Annotated in this window: 14 protein-coding genes and 1 pseudogene; 11 read left to right on the top strand and 4 right to left on the bottom strand. The window is 62.7% G+C overall.

Annotated elements, in window-relative coordinates; translation table 11 throughout:
* Window positions 1-30 precede the first annotated feature (30 nt).
* From bamA to rnhB, 6 genes are all read left to right on the top strand, one after another.
* Window positions 31-2,475: an outer membrane protein assembly factor BamA gene (gene bamA / locus VF436_RS04620; protein ID WP_330902822.1), complete on the top strand. Its 2,445-nt coding sequence runs from the start codon at window positions 31-33 to the stop codon at window positions 2,473-2,475.
* A gap of 373 nt (window positions 2,476-2,848) precedes the next feature.
* On the top strand, window positions 2,849-3,880 hold the full coding sequence (gene lpxD, locus VF436_RS04615; RefSeq protein ID WP_330902820.1) for a UDP-3-O-(3-hydroxymyristoyl)glucosamine N-acyltransferase: 1,032 nt from the start codon (window positions 2,849-2,851) through the stop codon (window positions 3,878-3,880).
* Window positions 3,873-4,346: a 3-hydroxyacyl-ACP dehydratase FabZ gene (gene fabZ / locus VF436_RS04610; protein WP_330902819.1), complete on the top strand. Its 474-nt coding sequence runs from the start codon at window positions 3,873-3,875 to the stop codon at window positions 4,344-4,346. Before lpxD ends, fabZ begins: the two co-directional genes overlap by 8 nt.
* Window positions 4,343-5,116 (top strand): acyl-ACP--UDP-N-acetylglucosamine O-acyltransferase, encoded by a 774-nt coding sequence (gene lpxA / locus VF436_RS04605; protein ID WP_330902818.1) that lies wholly within the window; start codon window positions 4,343-4,345, stop codon window positions 5,114-5,116. The genes fabZ and lpxA overlap by 4 nt, the downstream gene beginning before the upstream one ends.
* 87 nt (window positions 5,117-5,203) lie before the next feature.
* Complete coding sequence (gene lpxB, locus VF436_RS04600; protein WP_330902817.1) at window positions 5,204-6,430, top strand: lipid-A-disaccharide synthase; 1,227 nt, start codon at window positions 5,204-5,206, stop codon at window positions 6,428-6,430.
* A gap of 1 nt (window position 6,431) precedes the next feature.
* Complete coding sequence (gene rnhB, locus VF436_RS04595) at window positions 6,432-7,094, top strand: ribonuclease HII (protein ID WP_330902816.1); 663 nt, start codon at window positions 6,432-6,434, stop codon at window positions 7,092-7,094.
* Between the two features lie 102 nt (window positions 7,095-7,196).
* Here the strand turns inward: rnhB and VF436_RS04590 are convergent, their stop codons facing one another.
* Window positions 7,197-8,666, bottom strand: coding sequence for an amino acid permease (locus VF436_RS04590; protein ID WP_330902815.1), 1,470 nt, complete (start codon window positions 8,664-8,666; stop codon window positions 7,197-7,199).
* 160 nt (window positions 8,667-8,826) lie between these two features.
* On the opposite strand from VF436_RS04590, the gene VF436_RS04585 reads away from it, so the two are divergent.
* The 5 genes from VF436_RS04585 to tilS all read left to right on the top strand — a co-directional run bounded on the left by VF436_RS04585 (window position 8,827) and on the right by tilS (window position 17,441).
* Window positions 8,827-10,332 (top strand): GGDEF domain-containing protein, encoded by a 1,506-nt coding sequence (locus VF436_RS04585; RefSeq protein ID WP_330902814.1) that lies wholly within the window; start codon window positions 8,827-8,829, stop codon window positions 10,330-10,332.
* 138 nt (window positions 10,333-10,470) lie between these two features.
* Complete coding sequence (gene dnaE / locus VF436_RS04580) at window positions 10,471-14,022, top strand: DNA polymerase III subunit alpha (RefSeq protein ID WP_330902813.1); 3,552 nt, start codon at window positions 10,471-10,473, stop codon at window positions 14,020-14,022.
* A gap of 216 nt (window positions 14,023-14,238) precedes the next feature.
* Window positions 14,239-15,195: an acetyl-CoA carboxylase carboxyltransferase subunit alpha gene (locus VF436_RS04575; RefSeq protein WP_330902812.1), complete on the top strand. Its 957-nt coding sequence runs from the start codon at window positions 14,239-14,241 to the stop codon at window positions 15,193-15,195.
* A gap of 186 nt (window positions 15,196-15,381) precedes the next feature.
* On the top strand, window positions 15,382-16,137 hold the full coding sequence (locus tag VF436_RS04570; protein WP_330902811.1) for an NYN domain-containing protein: 756 nt from the start codon (window positions 15,382-15,384) through the stop codon (window positions 16,135-16,137).
* The gene (tilS, locus tag VF436_RS04565) at window positions 16,134-17,441 is read left to right on the top strand and encodes a tRNA lysidine(34) synthetase TilS (RefSeq protein WP_330902810.1); all 1,308 of its coding nucleotides are present in this window, start codon (window positions 16,134-16,136) and stop codon (window positions 17,439-17,441) included. Before VF436_RS04570 ends, tilS begins: the two co-directional genes overlap by 4 nt.
* An 81-nt stretch (window positions 17,442-17,522) precedes the next feature.
* On the opposite strand, the gene VF436_RS04560 is transcribed toward tilS, so the two are convergent.
* The 3 genes and pseudogenes from VF436_RS04560 to VF436_RS04550 all read right to left on the bottom strand — a co-directional run.
* Window positions 17,523-18,440 (bottom strand): hypothetical protein, encoded by a 918-nt coding sequence (locus VF436_RS04560; RefSeq protein WP_330902809.1) that lies wholly within the window; start codon window positions 18,438-18,440, stop codon window positions 17,523-17,525.
* A 2-nt stretch (window positions 18,441-18,442) separates the two neighbouring features.
* Window positions 18,443-18,568: a hypothetical protein gene (locus VF436_RS04555; protein ID WP_330902808.1), complete on the bottom strand. Its 126-nt coding sequence runs from the start codon at window positions 18,566-18,568 to the stop codon at window positions 18,443-18,445.
* 31 nt (window positions 18,569-18,599) lie between these two features.
* Window positions 18,600-19,034: pseudogene (locus VF436_RS04550) on the bottom strand (hypothetical protein); the annotation flags it as partial.

Raw genomic sequence — 19,034 nt, 5'->3', positions numbered from 1 at the left:
CTCCATCGAAATAACCCAACGGAATCGACGATGAAGCGTATCGCCGCTCTGATTTTGCTTGCCACACTCTCTGCCAATGCGCTCGCGTTCGAGCCGTTCGTCGTCTCCGATATTCGTATCGATGGCCTCAGCCGCATCACCCCAGGCACGGTGCTCAACTACCTGCCGGTCAACAAGGGTGAACGATTGACCAACGATAGCGCCCAGCGTGCCATCCACGCGCTCTACGACACCAAGTTCTTCAGTGACGTGGAACTGGATCGCCAGGGCGACATCCTGGTGATCAAGGTGGTCGAGCGTCCGTCCATTGCCAAGCTGACCCTGCGCGGCAACAAGGACATCAAGGAAGACGACCTGCGCAAGGGCCTGAAGGAAATCGGCCTGTCCGAGGGCGAGACCTTCGACCGCCTCTCGCTTGACCGCGTGCAGCAGGAACTGGTGCGCCAGTACTACAACCGCGGCAAGTACAACGTGTCGGTCGAACCGCACGTCACCCAGCTCGATCGCAACCGTGTCGCCGTGGATATCGAAATCCGCGAAGGCAAGGCTGCCAAGATCAAGGCGATCAATATCGTCGGCAACACCGCGTTCACCGACAAGGCGATCCGCAAGACGTTCGAGTCCGATACCTCCAACTGGCTGTCCTGGTACTCCAAGGACGACCAGTACTCGCGCGAGAAGCTCAGCGGCGACCTGGAGAAGTTGCAGTCCTACTACATGGACCGCGGCTATGCCGACTTCGGCGTGGATTCGACCCAGGTGACCATCGCGCCGGACAAGCGTGCGATGTACCTGACCGCGAGCATCAAGGAAGGCGAGATCTACAAGATCTCCGACATCCACCTGCTCGGCCAGTTGATCCTGCCTGAAGACTCGCTGCGTCAGCTGATCTTCGTGCACAAGGACGAAACGTTTAATCGCAAGGCGATCGAGAGCAGTTCCGATGCCATCAAGGGCATCCTGGCCAGCATCGGCTACGCCTTCGCCAAGGTAACGCCGGTCCCGAAGCTGGACAAGGAAAAGCGCACCGTCGACCTGACCTTCTATATCGAGCCGGGCAAGCGCGTCTACGTGCGTCGCGTGATCTTCCAGGGCAACACCCGTACGGAAGACGACGTGATGCGTCGTGAACTGCGTCAGCTGGAGGGCAGCTGGTATTCGCAGCCTGCGATCGATCGTTCGAAGATTCGCATGCAGCGCCTGGGCTACTTCAAGAAGGTGGACGTGGACAAGGCCCTGGTGCCGGGCACCGAGGATCAGGTCGACCTGACCTACAAGGTCGAAGAACAGTCCGCCGGTAGCCTGATGTTCGGCGTGGGCTACTCGCAGTTCTCCGGCATCATCCTGTCGGCCTCGGTCTCGCAGAACAACTTCCTGGGCACTGGCGACAGCTTCACCGTCGGCGCGCAGCGCAGCGATTACTCCACCAGCATCAGCGCCAGCTACTACAACCCGTACCTGACCGACAACAACATCGGTATCGGTTATACGGCGGCGTTCACGCGCACCGACTACGGCGATACCAACAACGACTTCGTGAACTACACCACGAGCCAGAAGTCGTTCACCACGTTCCTGAACTTCCCGATCAGCGAAACGGATAACATTCGCGCCGGTCTTGGCCTAACCAGCAACAAGATCAACCTGCAGGTCGATTACGTCGACCCGACTACGGGCCAGCTGATTACCTCGCAGTTCTCACCGCAGGAACTGATCGACTACCAGAACGCGCTGGGGCACCGCACGATCCACTCCTGGACCGGCCAGTTGGGCTGGAACCACGACACGCGCAACGGCTACTGGGCGCCCACGCGCGGCGGCTTGATGTCGGTCAACGCCAACGTCGCCCTGCCCGGCTCGACCGTGCAGTTCTACAAGCTGGACCTGGAAGCCAACCATTACTGGCCGATCGGCCGCGGTTTCGTGCTGTACCTGGATGGCCAGGTTGGTTACGGCGATACCTACGGCAACCAGACCTTCGAGAACTCCTTCGGCGCTTACCAGAAGGGCGATCCGCTGACGTTCCCGTTCTGGGAGAACTACTACTCCGGTGGCGTGCGCGACGTGCGCGGCTTCCAGGACAACACCCTGGGTCCGAAGCTCTGCGTGCCCTACACCCCTGGCGTGGCGATCAAGCCGAACAAGGACGGCACCTGTACCGGCAGCCTGTATACCTTCGCCCAGCCGGTCGGTGGCGCGTTCAAGGTGCTCGGTACCGCACAGGTCTACCTGCCGCTGCCGTTCCTCAAGGACGTCAACACGGCGCGTGTGTCCTGGTTCGTCGACGTCGGTAACGTGTACCAGAACTACAGTGCGTTCAACGCCAGCGACCTGCGTGCCTCCACGGGTCTGTCGCTTCAGTGGCAGGCACCGATCGGTCCGCTGATCATCAACTTCGCCATTCCGTTCCGCTCCAAGCAGGAAGACAAGCATTACGAGGAGCGCATCCAGTTCACGTTCGGCAGTCAGTTCTGACGCACGATTCGTGTATGGGAGAAAGAAGCCGGCTTGCCCGGCTTTTTTCTTGCCTTTCGCGAGGCCGTATCGGTCGCAGATGAAGGCTCGAAACCCTCGATCCGCGACTACGTCGCGATCGCTTTGTGCGCCTGAAGGGCGTCGCTAAAAACCCTTCTTATCCGTCGTCGCGACCCAGCGCGGAACACAGTGAGTTGGCTTTGATGAAGCTGGAGGCGCTGGATTCCAGTCTTCGCCGGCATGACGACTTCGACGAGAGGTTTTTCAAAGTTCCCTGAAGTCGCCCCTCATGAGCGCGGGCCGCGCTCCGCCGGACAGTGTCGGCCTCCCTGCCGGCTTGCCCTACAATAGCCCGTTCGCCCCGGAGAGCCTCATGACCGCACCTCATCACCCTACCGTCGCGGAAATCGCCGAGCGCTTTGGACTGACCTTCCACGGTGACGGCACCCGCATCATCGATGGCGTAGGTACCCTGGCCGGCGCCGGCCCGAGTCAACTGAGCTTTCTCTCCAACAGCAAATACAGCGCGCAACTGGCGTCGACCCGGGCTGGCGTGGTGGTGCTGCGCGAGGAAAATGCCGCCGAATGCCCTACCGCCTCGCTGGTCGCCAAGGACCCTTACGTCGCCTACGCCAAGATCGCGGCCTTGTTCGAGGACCTGCCCGCCTATCCGGCGGGTATTCACGCCAGCGCGGTGGTTGATCCGAGCGCACGCGTGGCTGACACCGCCAGCATCGGCCCGTGCTGTGTGGTCGAGGCCGGTGCGGTGATCGAAGAAGGCGCCATGCTTGGCCCGCATTGCATCATCGGCGCCGGGTGTACGGTGGGCGCACAGTCCCGCCTGGTTGCCCGGGTGACGCTGGTGACGCGCGTGACGCTGGGCAAGCGTGTGATCGTGCATCCCGGTGCGGTGATCGGTTCGGACGGTTTCGGCCTCGCGTTTGATCGCGACCATTGGATCAAGCTGCCCCAGCTCGGTGGCGTACGCATTGGCGACGATTGTGAAATCGGCGCGAACACCACGATCGATCGCGGCGCCCTCGACGATACGATCCTTGAGGAAGACGTGCGGTTGGACAACCAGATCCAGATCGCCCATAACGTGCACGTCGGCGCCCATACGGCCATGGCAGGGTGCGCGGCGGTGGCCGGTAGTGCGAAAATCGGCCGCTACTGCATGATCGGCGGCAACGCTGGCGTGCTGGGCCACCTGGAGCTGGCCGATCGCGTGACCATTACGGCCAAGAGCCTGGTCACGCATTCGATCCGCGAACCGGGCGAATATTCGTCCGGCGTACCGCTCCAGGAGAACCGCCAGTGGCGCCGCAACGCGGCCCGTTTCAAGCACCTTGATGAGTACGCGCGTCGGTTGTCGGCGCTGGAGAAGGACAGTAAAAATGACTGACAAGACCGTGCCCTTCCACCTGCCGGTGAACGTGGAGCAGATCCAACAACTGCTGCCGCACCGCTATCCGTTCCTGCTGGTTGATCGCGTGATCGAACTGGTCCCGGACAAGAGCGTGGTGGCGCTGAAGAACGTGACGATCAACGAACCGTTCTTCCAGGGGCATTTTCCAGGTCATCCGGTGATGCCGGGCGTATTGATCGTCGAAGCCATGGCCCAGACCGCTGGCCTGCTGACCCAGATCAGCAGCCGCCTCAAGGGTGGCTCGGGCAGCCCGCTGTTCTACCTGGCGAAGGTGGACAACGCGCGCTTCAACGCCATCGTCGCACCCGGCGACCAGTTGCGCATGGAGGTATCGCTCAAGCGACTGCTGCGCAGCATGGGCATCTTTGAGGCCAAGGCACTGGTCGATGGCAAGGAAGTGGCCAGTTGCGAACTGATGTGCGCGGCGAGGTCCGAGAAATGATCCATCCGACGGCACAGATCGATCCATCGGCAAAAATCGGCACCAACGTCAGCATCGGCGCCTATAGCGTGATCGGCGCCGACGTGGAAATCGGCGAAGGCACGGTCATTGGGCCGCACGTGGTCATCGAAGGGCCCACGCGAATCGGACGCGAGAACCGCATCAGCCAGTTCGCCTCGCTGGGCGGCGCGCCGCAGGACAAGAAATTTGCCGGCGAGCGCACCGAGTTGGTGATCGGCGATCGCAACCTGATCCGCGAATTCGTCACCATCAATCGCGGCACCGGTGACGGCGGTAGCATGACGCGGATAGGCAACGACAATTGGCTGCTGGCCTACGTGCATGTCGCGCACGACTGCCAGATCGGCAACAACACCGTCTTCTCCAACTATTCGGCACTGGCCGGCCACGTGGAGATCGGCGACTGGGTCATCATGTCCGGCTTCTCGGGCGTGCATCAGTTCTGCAAGGTCGGCGCGCACGCCTTCATCGGCATGGGCTGCCTTGTCGGCTCGGATGTACCGCCCTTCGTGATGATGGCCAACGAGCAGCGTGGCCGCCCACGCGGCATCAACAGCGAAGGCCTGAAGCGCCGCGGTTTCGACACCACGCGCATTTCGGCGATCAAGCGGGCGTATCGCACGCTGTACATGGCCGGCCTGACCCAGGCCGATGCGCGCGAGCAGTTGGCCGCACAAGCTTCTGAAAGCGAGGACGTACGTGCGATGCTCGATTTCCTCGATCGCAGCGAGCGCGCCCTGGCTCGATGAGGACTGGCGACAGGCAAATATGGCGACTAAGCAGGCGTCAAGCCATTCGATAGTACCCTTCGACTCATGGATACCTGGCCATCTCACATGGGCGAAACCTCCGGTTCACCAGACCAAGCCGCGCCACGCCTGATCGCCCTGATCGCAGGCGAAGATTCCGGCGATCAGTTGGGCGCCGACCTCATCGCTGCGCTGCGTCGCCGCTACCCCGATGCGCGCTTTGTCGGCATCGGCGGTACGCGCATGCAGGGCCAGGGATTCGAATCCTGGTACGACATTCGCGAGCTGTCGGTCATGGGTTTTGCCGAAGTGGTGCGCCATTTGCCGCGCCTGCTGAAACTGCGCAAGTCGCTGGTAACGCGCCTGCTCCAGGAGCGGCCTGATGTGGTCGTCGGCATCGATGCTCCCGATTTCAATCTGGGTGTGGAGCAGCGCGTCAAGCAAGCGGGCTTGCGCACGGTGCATTACGTCAGTCCTTCCGTCTGGGCCTGGCGCGAGAAGCGCGCCGAGAAAATCGGCCATAGCGCGGATCGCGTGCTGTGCCTGTTTCCGATGGAGCCACCGATCTATGCAAGACACGGCGTCGATGCACGCTTCGTGGGCCATCCCCTGGCTGATCGCTTTGCACTGGTCTCCGATCGCGTGGGTGCGCGCGACGTTCTGCAACTGGAACAGAACGTGCCGATCCTGGCCTTGCTGCCGGGTAGCCGACCTTCCGAGCTTGAACGCCTGGGCAGTGTGTTCCTGGAAGCGGCTCGCCGCGTGACACACGCCATGCCCGGCCTTCGCGTCATCATCCCTGCTGCCAACGCGCGCGTGCACCTGCAACTTGAAACGCTTTTGGCGAGTTGGAGCGATTCGAGCGCAAAACCCGTGTTGCTCGATGGCCATGCCCATGAGGCGATGCTCGCCGCCGACGTGGTGCTTCTGGCATCGGGCACGGCAACGCTCGAAGCGATGCTCTCCAAGCGACCCATGGTGGTTGGCTATCGGGTATCGCCTATCAGTTACCGCATTGCGCGTGCGCTGAACATGCTCAAGACCGATGTCTACGCGCTTCCGAACATCCTGGCGCGTGCCTGCGGGCTGGGTGATGCATTGCTGGCGCCTGAACTCATGCAGGATCACTGCACACCGGCGACGCTGGCTGCCGCCACGCTGGATCTCCTCCAGGACAGCGAGCGGCGCGGACAGATCGTGGCCGCTTTCGAATTCCTGCACCAGAAACTGCGTGGCGAGTTGGAGGGCAATGCCGCCGACCATGCCGCCGAGGCCATCGCCGAACTGATCGACGCACCCGCGCAGGCGTCCTGACATGGCACGCAAGCGGGCCGGTGCCGATATCGATCCCACGCTATTGATCGCCGGCGTGGATGAAGCCGGTCGCGGGCCGCTGGCAGGGCCGGTCGTGGTGGCTGCGGTGATCCTGGACAAGGCTCGCCCGATCCGTGGCTTGAACGACTCCAAGCAATTGAAGGAGTCGACGCGGGAAACTCTCTACGAACGCATCATCGAGCGCGCGCTGGCCTTCCACATCGTCTTTGTCGAGCGCGAAGAAATCGATCGCATCAATATCTTCCAGGCCACGATGCAGGGCATGACACGGGCCCTGCTCGGACTCTCCACGGCGGCCGGCTATGCACTCATCGACGGTAATCGCCTGCCCAAGCAACTGCCCTGCCCGGCTCGGGCAATCGTGGGCGGCGATGCCAGCGAACCGGCCATCAGCGCGGCGTCGATCCTGGCCAAGGTAAGCCGCGATCGGCACATGGTGGCCATGGACGCGCTTCATCCCGGTTATGGCTTCGCCAGGCACAAGGGTTACGGAGTGCCCGAACACCTCTCCGCGTTGACCCGGCTAGGCCCTTGCAGCCAACACCGCCGCAGTTTCGCACCCGTCCGCGCGTTGCTTGAACCGGCGGAGCAAACCGTGACCAATACGGTGCTGACCCAGGACTTGTTTAGCGGATTTGAGTAGACCGGCCTGAAGGCAAACAACAGAGAAGTAAGTAGCGAGAGAAAGCCGGCCCGCTCAGATCCTGCGCTGAACCACACTGCTCTCTCTTGCTTCTCACTCCTGTTAACTCGCTTCTCGCCCGTTTACCCACTTCTTGGAAAGGCCTCTGAGCCTGCTATGCCGATACCCGTAGGCGGCGTAGATCAGCATGCCAAGCACGGTCCAGCCGGCGAGCAATGCCCAGTTGGCCAGGTTCATCTGTGCCAACAGGAAAAGGCACACGAGTACACCGAGCGTGCACACCGCCGGGGCGGCGGGAACACGAAAACCGCGCTTCAACTGCGGATGCGTGCGCCGCAGTATCAGCACGCCAATGCAGACGGTGGAAAATGCCAGTAGCGTGCCCATCGACAGCAGGTCGCCAAGCAGGTTCAAGGGGAATACCGCTGCCAGCAACCCGCCCACCGCGCCAACCAGCAAAGTCGTACGGTGCGGTGTGTGGTGCTGGTCGTGAACGGCGCTGAAGAAGCGCGGCAACAGGCCGTCGTTGGCCATCGTGTAGAGAATGCGCGAAAGGCCCAGGTGCATGACCAGAATCACCGAGGTCAAGCCGGCGACCGCACCGATCTGCGTAACGACTTTCAACCAGCCCAGGGCAGGATGCGCGGCCAACGCGGTCGCGACCGGCTCGGCGGTTCCCAGATGGGTATAAGGCACCAGGCCCGTCAGCACGCCAGCAACGATGATGTAGAGCACTGTGCAGATCGCCAGCGAAATCAGGATGCCAGCCGGCACGTTGAACTGCGGATTGCGTGTTTCCTGTGCCGCCGTGGCCACCGCATCGAAACCGATGTAAGCAAAGAACACGCTGGTTGCCGCGCGAAACACGCCCGGCCAGCCGTAATGGTCGCCGCCCTGGTTGGCCGGCACGAACGGATGCCATAGCGTTGGATCGATGTACTGCACACCGAACAATACGAACAGCAGCACCACCACCACCTTCAGCACCACCACCAGGCTGGCGAACCACGTCGACTGGCGCGTGCCGCGATACAGCAGCAGCGTCAACGCGGCAACCACCAGCAAGGCGGGGAGATTGAGCCAGGCGCCAGTCCATTGCAGATGCCCGTCCTTGAAACTGATCGGCGCATCGGCGAGCACCGTGGGGACTTCGACGCCGATGCTGCGCATCAGGCCCACCGCATAGCCGGACCAGCCCACCGCGACCGAAGAGACAGCCAGCAGGTATTCGGCGACCACGTTCCAACCGATGAACCAGGCCAGCAGTTCACCGAACGTGGCATACGCGTAGACATAGGCGCTGCCGGACACCGGCAGCATCGCGGCGAATTCGGCATAGCTCAGCGCCGCCAGCGCGGCGGCCAGGCCCGCCAGCACGAACGAAAGCGTCAAGGCCGGCCCGGCATGTTCGGCGGCCGCCTGGCCGGTAATGACGAAGATACCGGCGCCAATGACCGCTCCCACGCCCAGGACAACCAGTTGGGTAAGACCCAGGGTGCGACGCAGCGCGTTATCGGAAGTGAGCGAAGCCTCGACCGGCTTGACCGCAAACAGGGAGCGTAACAACGACATCAAATTTCCTTGCACCCGCCGCACTGCGCGGCGTCAAACGCCTCACCATGCCACCGCGGCACGGGTCGTGGCAACCCGCCGCACGGCCGATCCGGCAAACTGGGCACGCTGCCGCGGGTTTCGATAGCATGGGCACCGAGGGCTTGAGGGGAGCGCAGACGTGCGCCTGGTCATGGGAGTACTGGCGTTGCTGGTCATCCAGGTGCTTGCCGCCGGGCAAGGCATGGGCGCTCAGGCGTTGCCGATGCGCGGCCTCTTCCTCGCTTGCGAAGGCTTTGCCCTGATCGCCATCCTCGCCCAGTACCGCCTTGATGCCACGCCCATTCGTAGCTTGTGGCTGGCGCTAGCCCTGGCCATCGGCATGCAGGTGCTATGGGCAGGCACGAATCTGGCAGCCCAATCCCTGGGGGATCCCCGCGGTTGGCTGACAGCGACCGGGGTCGTGCTCTCTGGGCTTTACATGATTCCTTGCCTGGCCATGATCGGCCGCTCCTTCGATCGGCGCGAGCCACGTGCCGTGGTAGTGCTGGACCTGGCGTTGTCCCTGGTGGTGGCCATCCTGCTGTGCGCCCTGATATTTGGCATCCTCGGCGGCCGAGGCGGCCCGACGCCCGCCGGTATTTACCTGATCATCGAGCACGCCGACGCCATCGATTTCACCCTGGCGTTCCTGGCCACGCTGCGGATGCTCGGCATCCGCAGCGTGCATGGCCGCTATTTCTATTTTTGCGCGGCATCGTTCCTGTGGATCAATGCTGTCGCCGCGGCGGTCTACAACCGCGTCGAATTGCATGGCTTGCCCGCCTGGAGCACACCGATGATCAGCGCCGCCTACGCGGTACTGGTGTTTGTCCTGGCGAGGCCGATGCCCGAGTTTCTGCGTACCTATCGTCCGCCCCGTGCACTGGCACAGACAGTGGCTTCCTTCGCTCCGGTCGGCCTGTCACTGGCCGTTTTATTGCTGGCCATCAGCGTATCGCGATTGCAATACACCCTGGGCTTGGTCGCCGCAGTCATGTCGGTCTTGCTCTATGCAGCACGCGTCGCGTTCATCCAGAGCCGCAGCCAGGAGTTGCAGCGCGCCGCGCAACTGAGCAACCAGCGATTGCAGCAACAAGTTGGACGCGATCCGCTGACCGGCATCGCCAATCGCAGCGTGCTCGACGCGCGGCTGTTGATGCTCTGGTGCGATGCACGCATCGGCCGGGAGTGTTCACTGTTGATGGTGGATATCGATTTCTTCAAGCAGTACAACGATAGCCAGGGACACTTGGCGGGTGATCAATGCCTGATACGCGTGGCGACCGTGCTGGCCACTCACGTGATCGAGCCGCAGGCACTGGTGGCACGCTACGGCGGCGAGGAGTTCGCCATCGTGCTGCCCGACTTGTCGTGCGCCGCCGCCGCCGAAGTCGCCAACCGCCTGATCGCCGCCGTCGAACGTGTGGGCATGCCGCATCCCCAAAGTCCCCTGGGTTGCGTCAGCATAAGCATCGGCATCGCGACGGCGCGTTGCGACGGACTGATATGTGCAACGGCCCTGCTGGAAGCCGCCGACCAGGCCATGTATCGCGCCAAGGCACGCGGCCGCAACTGCTACGAAATCGCCGAGGAAGCAGCAAGCCTGGCCACTCCCATCGCGATGCTCGTTCCTCCGCCAGGCTGAGGGCTCAAGGGCGCATCATGGGGGCAGCTGAACTGGCACCCCACCGCCCGACCCTGCCGGCGGCCGATTTGCCAAAGTCAATTCTTGCCCCTCCCTGGGCGCGCCGCTAGGCTGGGCATCCAACACGCGCGCCCGTCCATGTCCGTCAGCTTCGCCCACCTCCACCTGCACAGCGAGTACTCGCTGGTCGATTCGACCATCCGCATCAAGCAGATGGTCGCTACCTGTGTGCGCGAGGGTATACCCGCCTTGGCGCTGACCGACGAAAGCAACATGTTCGCGCTGGTGAAGTTCTACAAGGCTTGTACGGCGGCGGGTATCAAGCCGATCGGCGGCAGCGACCTGTGGATCAGTTCGCCGGACGATCCGCGTCCGTGGCGCATGACAGTGCTCTGCCAGAACCGCGATGGCTACCTTAATCTTTCAAGGCTGATCTCACGCGCCTGGCGTGACGGGCAACTCAACGGCAAGGCCCTGGTGGATGCCACCTGGTTCAACGCCAACACCATGAACGGCATGATCGTGCTGCTCGGCCGCGAGAGCGAGATCGGCCGCATCGCGGTAAACCAGGGCATCGACGCCGCCATCGCCAGGTTGCGCCCACTGCTGCGACTGTTCCCCGATCGCCTGTACCTGGAGCTTACCCGCTGCGGTCGCGAGGGCGAGGAAACCTGGAATGCCGCCGCACTCAACCTGGCTACCGAACTCGAACTGCCGGTCATCGCCAGCAACGACGTGCGCTTCCTCAAACGCGATGACTTCGAAGCACACGAAGCACGCGTGTGCATCAACCAGGGCCGCGTGCTGGCCGATCCCAAGCGACCACGTGACTACAGCCAGGAGCAATATCTCAAGACACCCGGCGAGATGGCCGCGCTATTTGCCGATATTCCCGAGGCGCTGGAAAACACCATCGAGCTGGCCAAGCGCTGCAACCTGGAACTGAGTTTCGGCACGTATTACCTGCCGAACTTCCCGGTGCCCGACGGCCACAACCTGGACACCTACATCCGCGAGATTTCGCGTGAAGGCCTGCGCGAGCGCCTGGCCGAGGCGCCCCTGGCCGACGGGCACACCCTGGCCGACTACGAGGCACGCCTGGAGCGCGAGCTGGACGTCATCATCAAGATGGGCTTTCCCGGCTACTTCCTGATCGTGGCGGACTTCATCAACTGGGGTAAGCAGAACGGCATTCCGGTGGGTCCGGGCCGCGGCTCGGGTGCCGGCTCGCTGGTCGCATGGGTGCTGAAGATCACCGACCTGGATCCCTTGCAGTTCAACTTGCTGTTCGAGCGATTCCTCAATCCCGAACGCGTGTCCATGCCCGACTTCGATATCGACTTCTGCATGGATCGCCGCGACGAGGTGATCGACTATGTGGCGCGCAAATACGGGCGCGACCATGTCAGCCAGATCATTACCTATGGCTCCATGGCGGCCAAGGCCGTGCTGCGCGATTCCGGTCGCGTGCTGGGCATGGGTTACAACGCGGTCGACCGCATCGCCAAGCTGATTCCAGCCCGGCCGCTCGACCTCACGCTGCAGTGCGCGCTGGGACGTTCGGAAAAAGCCAAGAAAGAACCCGATCGCATCGTCAAGGAGTTCTGCGAACTCTACGAACAGGACGAAGAAGCCCGTACGCTGATCGACCTCGCGCTCAGCCTGGAAAGTCTCACGCGCGGCGTGGGCAAGCACGCCGGTGGCGTGGTGATCGGTCCGCAACCACTGACCGAGTTCGCGCCGCTGTATTGCGAGCCGGGTGGTGCCGGTGTGGTAACGCAATACGACAAGGACGACGTCGAAGCCGTCGGCCTGGTGAAGTTCGACTTCCTCGGCCTGCGCACGCTGACCATCATCGACTGGGCGGTCAAGGCGATCAACCAGCGCCGCGAGAACACGGGCGAGGCCCCGCTGGACATCGCCGCGTTGCCGCTCGATGACGCCTATACCTACGACGAGGTCTTCAAGAAGGCGCAGACCGTCGCGATCTTCCAGTTTGAATCGGCCGGCATGCAGCGCATGCTCAAGGATGCCAAGGCGGACCGCTTCGAGGACCTCATCGCCCTGGGCGCATTGTACCGCCCTGGCCCGATGGACCTGATTCCAAGCTTCGTTGCGCGAAAGCATGGCCGCGAGGAGGTCGAGTATCCCGACCCCCGCGTCGAACCTGTCCTGAAAGAGACCTACGGCATCATGGTCTACCAGGAGCAGGTGATGCAGATGGCGCAGATCGTGGGCGGTTACACGCTCGGCGGCGCCGATCTGCTACGTCGTGCGATGGGTAAGAAGAAAGTCGAGGAAATGGCCAAGGAGCGCGCCAAGTTCCGCGAAGGCGCCGCGAAGGATGGCGTGTCTGGCGACAAGGCCGACCAGATCTTCGACGTCATGGAGAAGTTCGCCGGCTACGGCTTCAACAAGTCGCACGCTGCCGCCTACGCCCTGGTGTCCTACCAGACCGCCTGGCTGAAGGCGCACTATCCGGCCGAATTCATGGCCGCGACGATCTCGTCGGACATGGACAACACCGACAAGGCGGTGACCTTCATCGACGAGTCCAAGGCGATCGGCCTGAAAGTGCTGCCGCCTGATGTCAACGCCTCCGAATTCATGTTCGTCGCGGTCGAACCGAAGGTCATCCGCTATGGCCTGGGCGCCATCAAGGGCGTCGGCCAGGGCGCCTGCGAAGCCATCGCCGACGAACGCCGCCGTGGCGGCCCTTACCGAGACCTGGCCGATTTCTGCCGCCGCATCGACTCAGGCAAGCTCAACCGGCGCGTGCTGGAAGCCCTGATCCTCTCAGGCGCGGTCGATGCACTGGCGCCCAATCGCGCCAGCCTGATGGCCCAGTTGCCGCATGCGATGAAGGCCGCCGAACAGCACCTGCGCGACAAGCAGTCGGGTCAGAACGACATGTTCGGCGCGATGATGGAGTCGGTCGCCCCGGTGGTGCAGGTCGATCTCCCGGTCGTGGCCGATTGGCCGCTGGAACAGCGCCTCCAGGGCGAGCGCGACACCTTGGGCCACTATCTCTCCGGGCACCCGACCGATCCCTGGCGCGACGAACTGGCCCAGCTGTCGACCTGCCCGCTGGGCGAGATCGCCGACCGCTACCAGCCACCCAAACCTCGCAAGAGCGATGGTGACGACGGCAACCGCTTCCGCCGTGGCCCGGATACGCCCTGGACAGTGGCCGGCATGGTCACTGGCGTGCGCAAGCGTGGTGACAGCGACGCCTTCGTGCGCCTGGAAGATGGTACCGGCATCATCGAAGTCAGCTTCTTTGGCGAGGTCTACCAGCAGATCGCGCCCTTGCTTACCCGCGACCAGTTGCTGGTGGTCGAAGGTGGTCTACGGATCGACGAGTTCTCCGGGGGCGGCTTCCAGGTACGCGCCCGCAGCGCCTATTCGCTGGGCGACGCCTGCCGCCGTTACGCCCGCCTGCTCCAGCTCAAGCTCAACGGCATTGGTCCGACCTTCGTTCAGGACCTGCGCCAGACTTTGGCCGGCTTCCGCAACGGCCGCACCACGGTGCTCCTGCGTGGTTATCACAACCGTGATGCCCAGGCCGACCTGGAACTGGGCCAGGAATGGTGCGTGGAAGCCATCCCCGAGCTCCTGCGCGCCGTCCGCGCGCTACCTGGGGTCGAGGCGGCGCGGCTGAAGATCGTCAAGACACAGGATGCGGGATAAGCCGCCCGCTGCAAGCAGAAAAGCCGGCTGCAAACCGGTCTGTAACCAGGAAAACGGGATTCTGGCTCCTTCTATTGGCAACGAGCGCCAGCGAGCTGGCTTACCTCTTTGGACGACCGTGTGGCGGCCGGGTCCCCGGGTCACCGTACGGCCCCGTTCCCGCGAAAGGCTCCCACCCAGCTATACTTCCCGTCTTCTGTGCCATAAACACCACGAATGAACCCCAACTTCCTTGATTTCGAGCAACCCATCGCCGAGCTGGATGCGAAGATCGAAGAGCTTCGCCATGCCAGCCACGGTCAGGCGTTCAACATCGAGGAGGAGGTCGGCCGGCTGCGCGAGAAGCTCAAGACGAAGACGGCCGAGATCTTCCGCAGCCTCACCCCGTGGCAGGTCACCCAGCTTTCGCGCCATCCCGGTCGCCCCTACACGCTCGATTACATCAGCGTGATGTGCGAGGAATTCCACGAGCTGGCCGGTGACCGGGCCTACGCCGACGACGCGGCCATCGTGGGCGGCCTGGGCCGCATCAACGGTCGCGCGGTGATGATCATCGGTCACCAGAAGGCACGCGATACCAAGGGCAAGGTGCGCCGCAATTTCGGCATGCCGCGCCCTGAGGGCTACCGCAAGGCCCTGCGCCTGATGAAGATGGCCGAGCGTTTCGGCCTGCCCTTGCTTACCCTCATCGACACCCCCGGCGCCTACCCGGGCGTCGGCGCAGAGGAGCGTGGCCAGAGCGAGGCGATCGCGCGCAACCTGCTGGAAATGGCCGAACTGAAGGTGCCGATCATCTGCACGGTGATCGGCGAGGGCGGCTCCGGTGGCGCCCTGGCAATCGGCGTAGGCGACCGCACCGTGATGTTGCAGTACTCCACCTATTCGGTGATCTCGCCCGAAGGCTGCGCCTCGATCCTGTGGAAGAGCGCCGAGAAGGCCAAGGATGCCGCAGAGGCCCTGGGCCTGACCGCACCGCGCCTGCTCGAACTGGGGCTGATCGACAAGGTAGTACGCGAGCCGCTCGGCGGCGCCCACCGCAACCCGCAGTCGATGGCCACGCGCCTGAAAGCCGTGCTGATGAACCAGCTCGACGAACTTGGCGCCCTGCCGGTGAAGGACCTGCTGGACCTTCGCTACAAACGGCTGCGCGGGTATGGCGCTTACGCGGAATAAATCAGGGACGCGTGTTGAGTAGCGGGAGCGCAAGCCCGAAGCCTTCTTGATGGATCGCCTGGCTTGTCCTGTGCCGAGCATGCCGACACACCCGTAATGCTCGGTTTTAGCACGCTCACTACTCGTCCCTCACCCTTCGCCCCGCTACCATCGCTCCAAGCCGACGCGCCTGGAGATTCCCTGAAGATGGCCAATGATCACGCACTCAAGCTCGCCGTACTGATCGACGCGGACAACGCGCAGCCGGCGATTGCCGAGGGCCTGCTGGCGGAAGTAGCCAAGTACGGCACCGCGCATGTCAAACGCGCCTATGGCGACTGGACCAGCAACCACCTGAAGGGCTGGAAGGAACAACTGCTGACGCAATCGATCCAGCCGATCCAGCAGTTCGGTTACACCAGCGGTAAGAACGCCACCGACTCGGCGATGATCATCGATGCCATGGACCTGCTGTATACCGGTCGCCTCGACGGGTTCTGCATCGTATCGAGCGATAGCGACTTCACCCGCCTGGCCGCCCGCATCCGCGAATCGGGACTGATCGTCTACGGCTTTGGCGAACGCAAGACTCCCGACCCGTTCGTCGCCGCTTGCGACAAGTTCATCTACACCGAAATTCTCGTAGCCAAGCCTGATGAGGAACAGCCGCTCAAGCCGCGTACCGCCAGTGAGCTCAAGCGTGACACCGGCCTAGTGAACCTGTTGCGCAACGCGCTGGAAGCGGCATCGGACGACGATGGCTGGGCGGGCCTGGGCGGCGTGGGTTCGATCATCACCAAACAACGGCCGAACTTCGATTCGCGCAGCTACGGCTATAGCAAACTCAGCGAATTGATCGCCGCCACTACCTTGTTCGACATGGACCGTCGTAGCCCTGGTGACGGCCGCCCCAAGGTGATCTACGTGCGCAACAAGAACCAGGCCGCCAGACCCGAAGCGTGAGCAGGCCCAAGCTATCCGATACCTTGCGCGAGGCGCTCGAGGCGCATCCCGACGGCGCGCTGTGTGTTGCATTCAGTGGCGGCCCGGATTCCACGGCCATGCTGCATGCATTGGCCCACCTGCCCCAGGCGCGCGCGCGCGGCCTGCGCGCCCTGCATGTCGATCACGGGCTGCATGGCGAAAGCCGCTCGTGGGCCTTGCAGTGCCAGGCCATGTGTATCGCCTGGGACGTGCCGTTCAAGGTGTTGCCGGTGTCGGTCGATCGCAGTGGTGGCGAGGGTCTGGAAGCGGCCGCACGTGCTGCCCGTTATCGCGCACTCGCCGAACCCTTGCAGCCCGGTGAACGCTTGCTGCTGGGCCATCATCGCGACGACCAGGTCGAGACGGTCTTGCTGAAACTGCTGCGCGGCGCAGGGCCCGAAGGCCTGGGTGGCATGCGTGCCATGCGCCCCTTGGGGGCTGGCCTGTTGTGGCGTCCCTTGCTGAACCTGCCACGCGACTGCCTGCGCGACTACGCACAACAGCAACAATTGCAGAGCATCGAGGATCCCTCCAACGAGGATCGGCGCTACGCACGCAACCGCCTGCGCCATGAAGTGATTCCCCTGCTGCGCGCCCACTGGCCCCACGCATCAGACGCGATCCTGCACAGCGCACGCCTGAGCCGCGCTGCGGCCGATGCGCTGGCCGACCAGTGGCAGGCATCGCTCGCTGTACTGCGCGACGCACAGACCCAAAGCCTCGATGCAGCCCGCTGGCTGGCGCTGGCACCGGCCCTGCGTGAGCCGCTGTTGGCGCACTGGCTGCACGAACGCGGCTGCACGGCCCCCACCACGGCGCAGCGCGCGCAGATCGAACAACAGATCGCCGCGCGTGAAGGACGGGTACCTTGCATCCGTTGGCCTGGTACCGAAGTACATATCTGGCGCGGACGCCTGTGGGCCAACCCACCTGTCCCTGACGTAGCCGCCGATTGGCACACCACCTGGCACGGCCAGCCATTGCCGCTCCCTGCCGGTGGCAGCTTGTCGCTTACCGCGCCCGTAGCGCTGTCTCCTGCCCTGACGATTCGCCTGCGCCAGGGCGGCGAACACCTGCGCCCCGCCGGTCACGCACACACCCGCGAGCTGCGCGATCTCTTCCAGCAAGGCGCCATCCCGCCCTGGCAACGCCCCGGTTGCCCGTTGATCTATCGCGACGACCAACTGATCGCGGTAGCCGATCGCTGGTTCAGTGCGGAAGGGGAAACATTTTTCAGGGGGCTGGGAAGCTGGCCGGTATGGCGCGTCGGGCTGGCGGAGTAACGCCGGCGCCGACGGCGCGTATAAAGTCGCTCGCTTTGCTCGCTGTGAAGGGTGAAGGGAAATCCCTGCAGACGGTAGCTCCTATACGAATCCGGGATAGTCCTGGCGCATGCGATCCTGGATGGCTATGAAGACCGGATGCGGCTCGACAGGCTCGGCGTCGCGGATGATCGACCAGGGCGTATCCACCAGCAGATGACCTGTCTGGAATTCCGGCAGGCCATCGCGGCGACGCAAGGCCTGGACCGCGAGCAGTTCGGCGGGATAGATGCGGTCAAAGTAGTCGTCAAATTCGTAGTTGTTTCGCTCTGTCGCACCTTTACTACGACTGATATGGAAGTCGGCCGCCGCGAGCATCGCATCTTGGAAGATCACTTTGTCTTTGGTGCGCCAAACTTTCAACAGCTGCTTGTATGCTTCCAGAAAAGGCATGGCCGGCTCATAGTGTGTAGGAATGCCGAATGCCTCTGCGAGGAGATAGATCAAGAACGCGACATGCGTGCCGTTGCCCCAGGCGATTTTGCGTATTTCTCGCGCGTGCCTGACTTGTTCTTTATGAGCTACTTCAATTAATAAACTGGCGGAAATTCGGGCACTTTCCCAGCGAGAAAGCATGGTTATGCCGGCCACTGCCATACCCGAAGGAAACGGAAGCAGATATTGATCTTCTCGTTTCATACTAGTAGCTGCATTAAAACGAAATGCCAAGTCACAAAAACTGACTGACCAATCGATGCAACGTATCAACTCGCCCCTAAGGTCGCTTTGACTGAGCGCACAAGCCTTCACTCCAAGGGCGTAGCCAGTACGCCCGACATTAACGAGGATATTTCTCTCCACTATACCCGTCGTTAAAACTTTTTGCTCAAGAGAAGCTAGCGTAACATCAAGCTCCTTTAGCCCAGTAGTGGCCATCCACTCGTTACTATCCCTGAAGGTGCGCTTCAAGGTGGGGTTCCACATGGGCCCTGCGTGTTTGAGGTTCGTTTTACCTTTCATGGTTATCCCATCGTCCTCGTGCCGCCGCGACTTTGCTCGCGTGCCAGTTGTTCGTCCATCCGCTGCTGCCCGAACGCCGCCGCCTGCTGCACCGTCTCTTCAAGCGACGGAATCCCTTTGGCATGCATGCTTCATCACAAAAAGGATCGATGCTTTACGTCACACGAAACCTGGGTAGTCCTGGCGCATGCGGTCCTGGACAGCGACGAAGATCGGATGAGGCTCGACAGGCTCGGCGTCGCGGATGATCGACCAGGGCGTATCGACCAGCAGATGACCTGTCGGGAATTCCGGCAGGCCATCGCGGCGACGCAAGGCCTGGACCGCGAGCAGTTCGGCGGGATAGATGCGGTCAAAGTAGTCGTCGAATTCGTAGTTGTTTCGCTCTGTCGCGTTCTTACTACGACTGATATGAAAATCAATAGCTGGAAGCATGGCTTCCTGAAAGACAGCTTCGTCAGTCGAACGCCAGGCTTCCAACAAGGACTGGTAGGCCGGAAGCAATGGCTTGACGGGTTTGTAATGCGTGGGAACACCGAAGGCTTCAGCCAGTAGATAGATCAGGAACGCCGTGTGCGTTCCATTGCCCCAGCT

Origin of the sequence: Dyella sp. (assembly GCF_036384435.1) — a bacterium.
In the GTDB taxonomy this organism is placed as follows: Bacteria; Pseudomonadota; Gammaproteobacteria; order Xanthomonadales; family Rhodanobacteraceae; genus GSA-30.
The sequence above is the reverse complement of the archived record's forward strand: the minus strand, read 5'-3'. Positions and strand labels throughout refer to the sequence as shown.

Coding starts and splice junctions, on each gene's coding strand:
- lpxB (WP_330902817.1), top strand. CDS start 5,204: ATGGGCGAAACCTCCGGTTCACCAGACCAAGCCGCGCCACGCCTGATC.
- lpxD (WP_330902820.1), top strand. CDS start 2,849: ATGACCGCACCTCATCACCCTACCGTCGCGGAAATCGCCGAGCGCTTT.
- lpxA (WP_330902818.1), top strand. CDS start 4,343: ATGATCCATCCGACGGCACAGATCGATCCATCGGCAAAAATCGGCACC.
- rnhB (WP_330902816.1), top strand. CDS start 6,432: ATGGCACGCAAGCGGGCCGGTGCCGATATCGATCCCACGCTATTGATC.
- VF436_RS04575 (WP_330902812.1), top strand. CDS start 14,239: ATGAACCCCAACTTCCTTGATTTCGAGCAACCCATCGCCGAGCTGGAT.
- VF436_RS04560 (WP_330902809.1), bottom strand. CDS start 18,440: ATGAAAGGTAAAACGAACCTCAAACACGCAGGGCCCATGTGGAACCCC.
- VF436_RS04555 (WP_330902808.1), bottom strand. CDS start 18,568: ATGCATGCCAAAGGGATTCCGTCGCTTGAAGAGACGGTGCAGCAGGCG.
- VF436_RS04570 (WP_330902811.1), top strand. CDS start 15,382: ATGGCCAATGATCACGCACTCAAGCTCGCCGTACTGATCGACGCGGAC.
- VF436_RS04590 (WP_330902815.1), bottom strand. CDS start 8,666: ATGTCGTTGTTACGCTCCCTGTTTGCGGTCAAGCCGGTCGAGGCTTCG.
- fabZ (WP_330902819.1), top strand. CDS start 3,873: ATGACTGACAAGACCGTGCCCTTCCACCTGCCGGTGAACGTGGAGCAG.
- dnaE (WP_330902813.1), top strand. CDS start 10,471: ATGTCCGTCAGCTTCGCCCACCTCCACCTGCACAGCGAGTACTCGCTG.
- bamA (WP_330902822.1), top strand. CDS start 31: ATGAAGCGTATCGCCGCTCTGATTTTGCTTGCCACACTCTCTGCCAAT.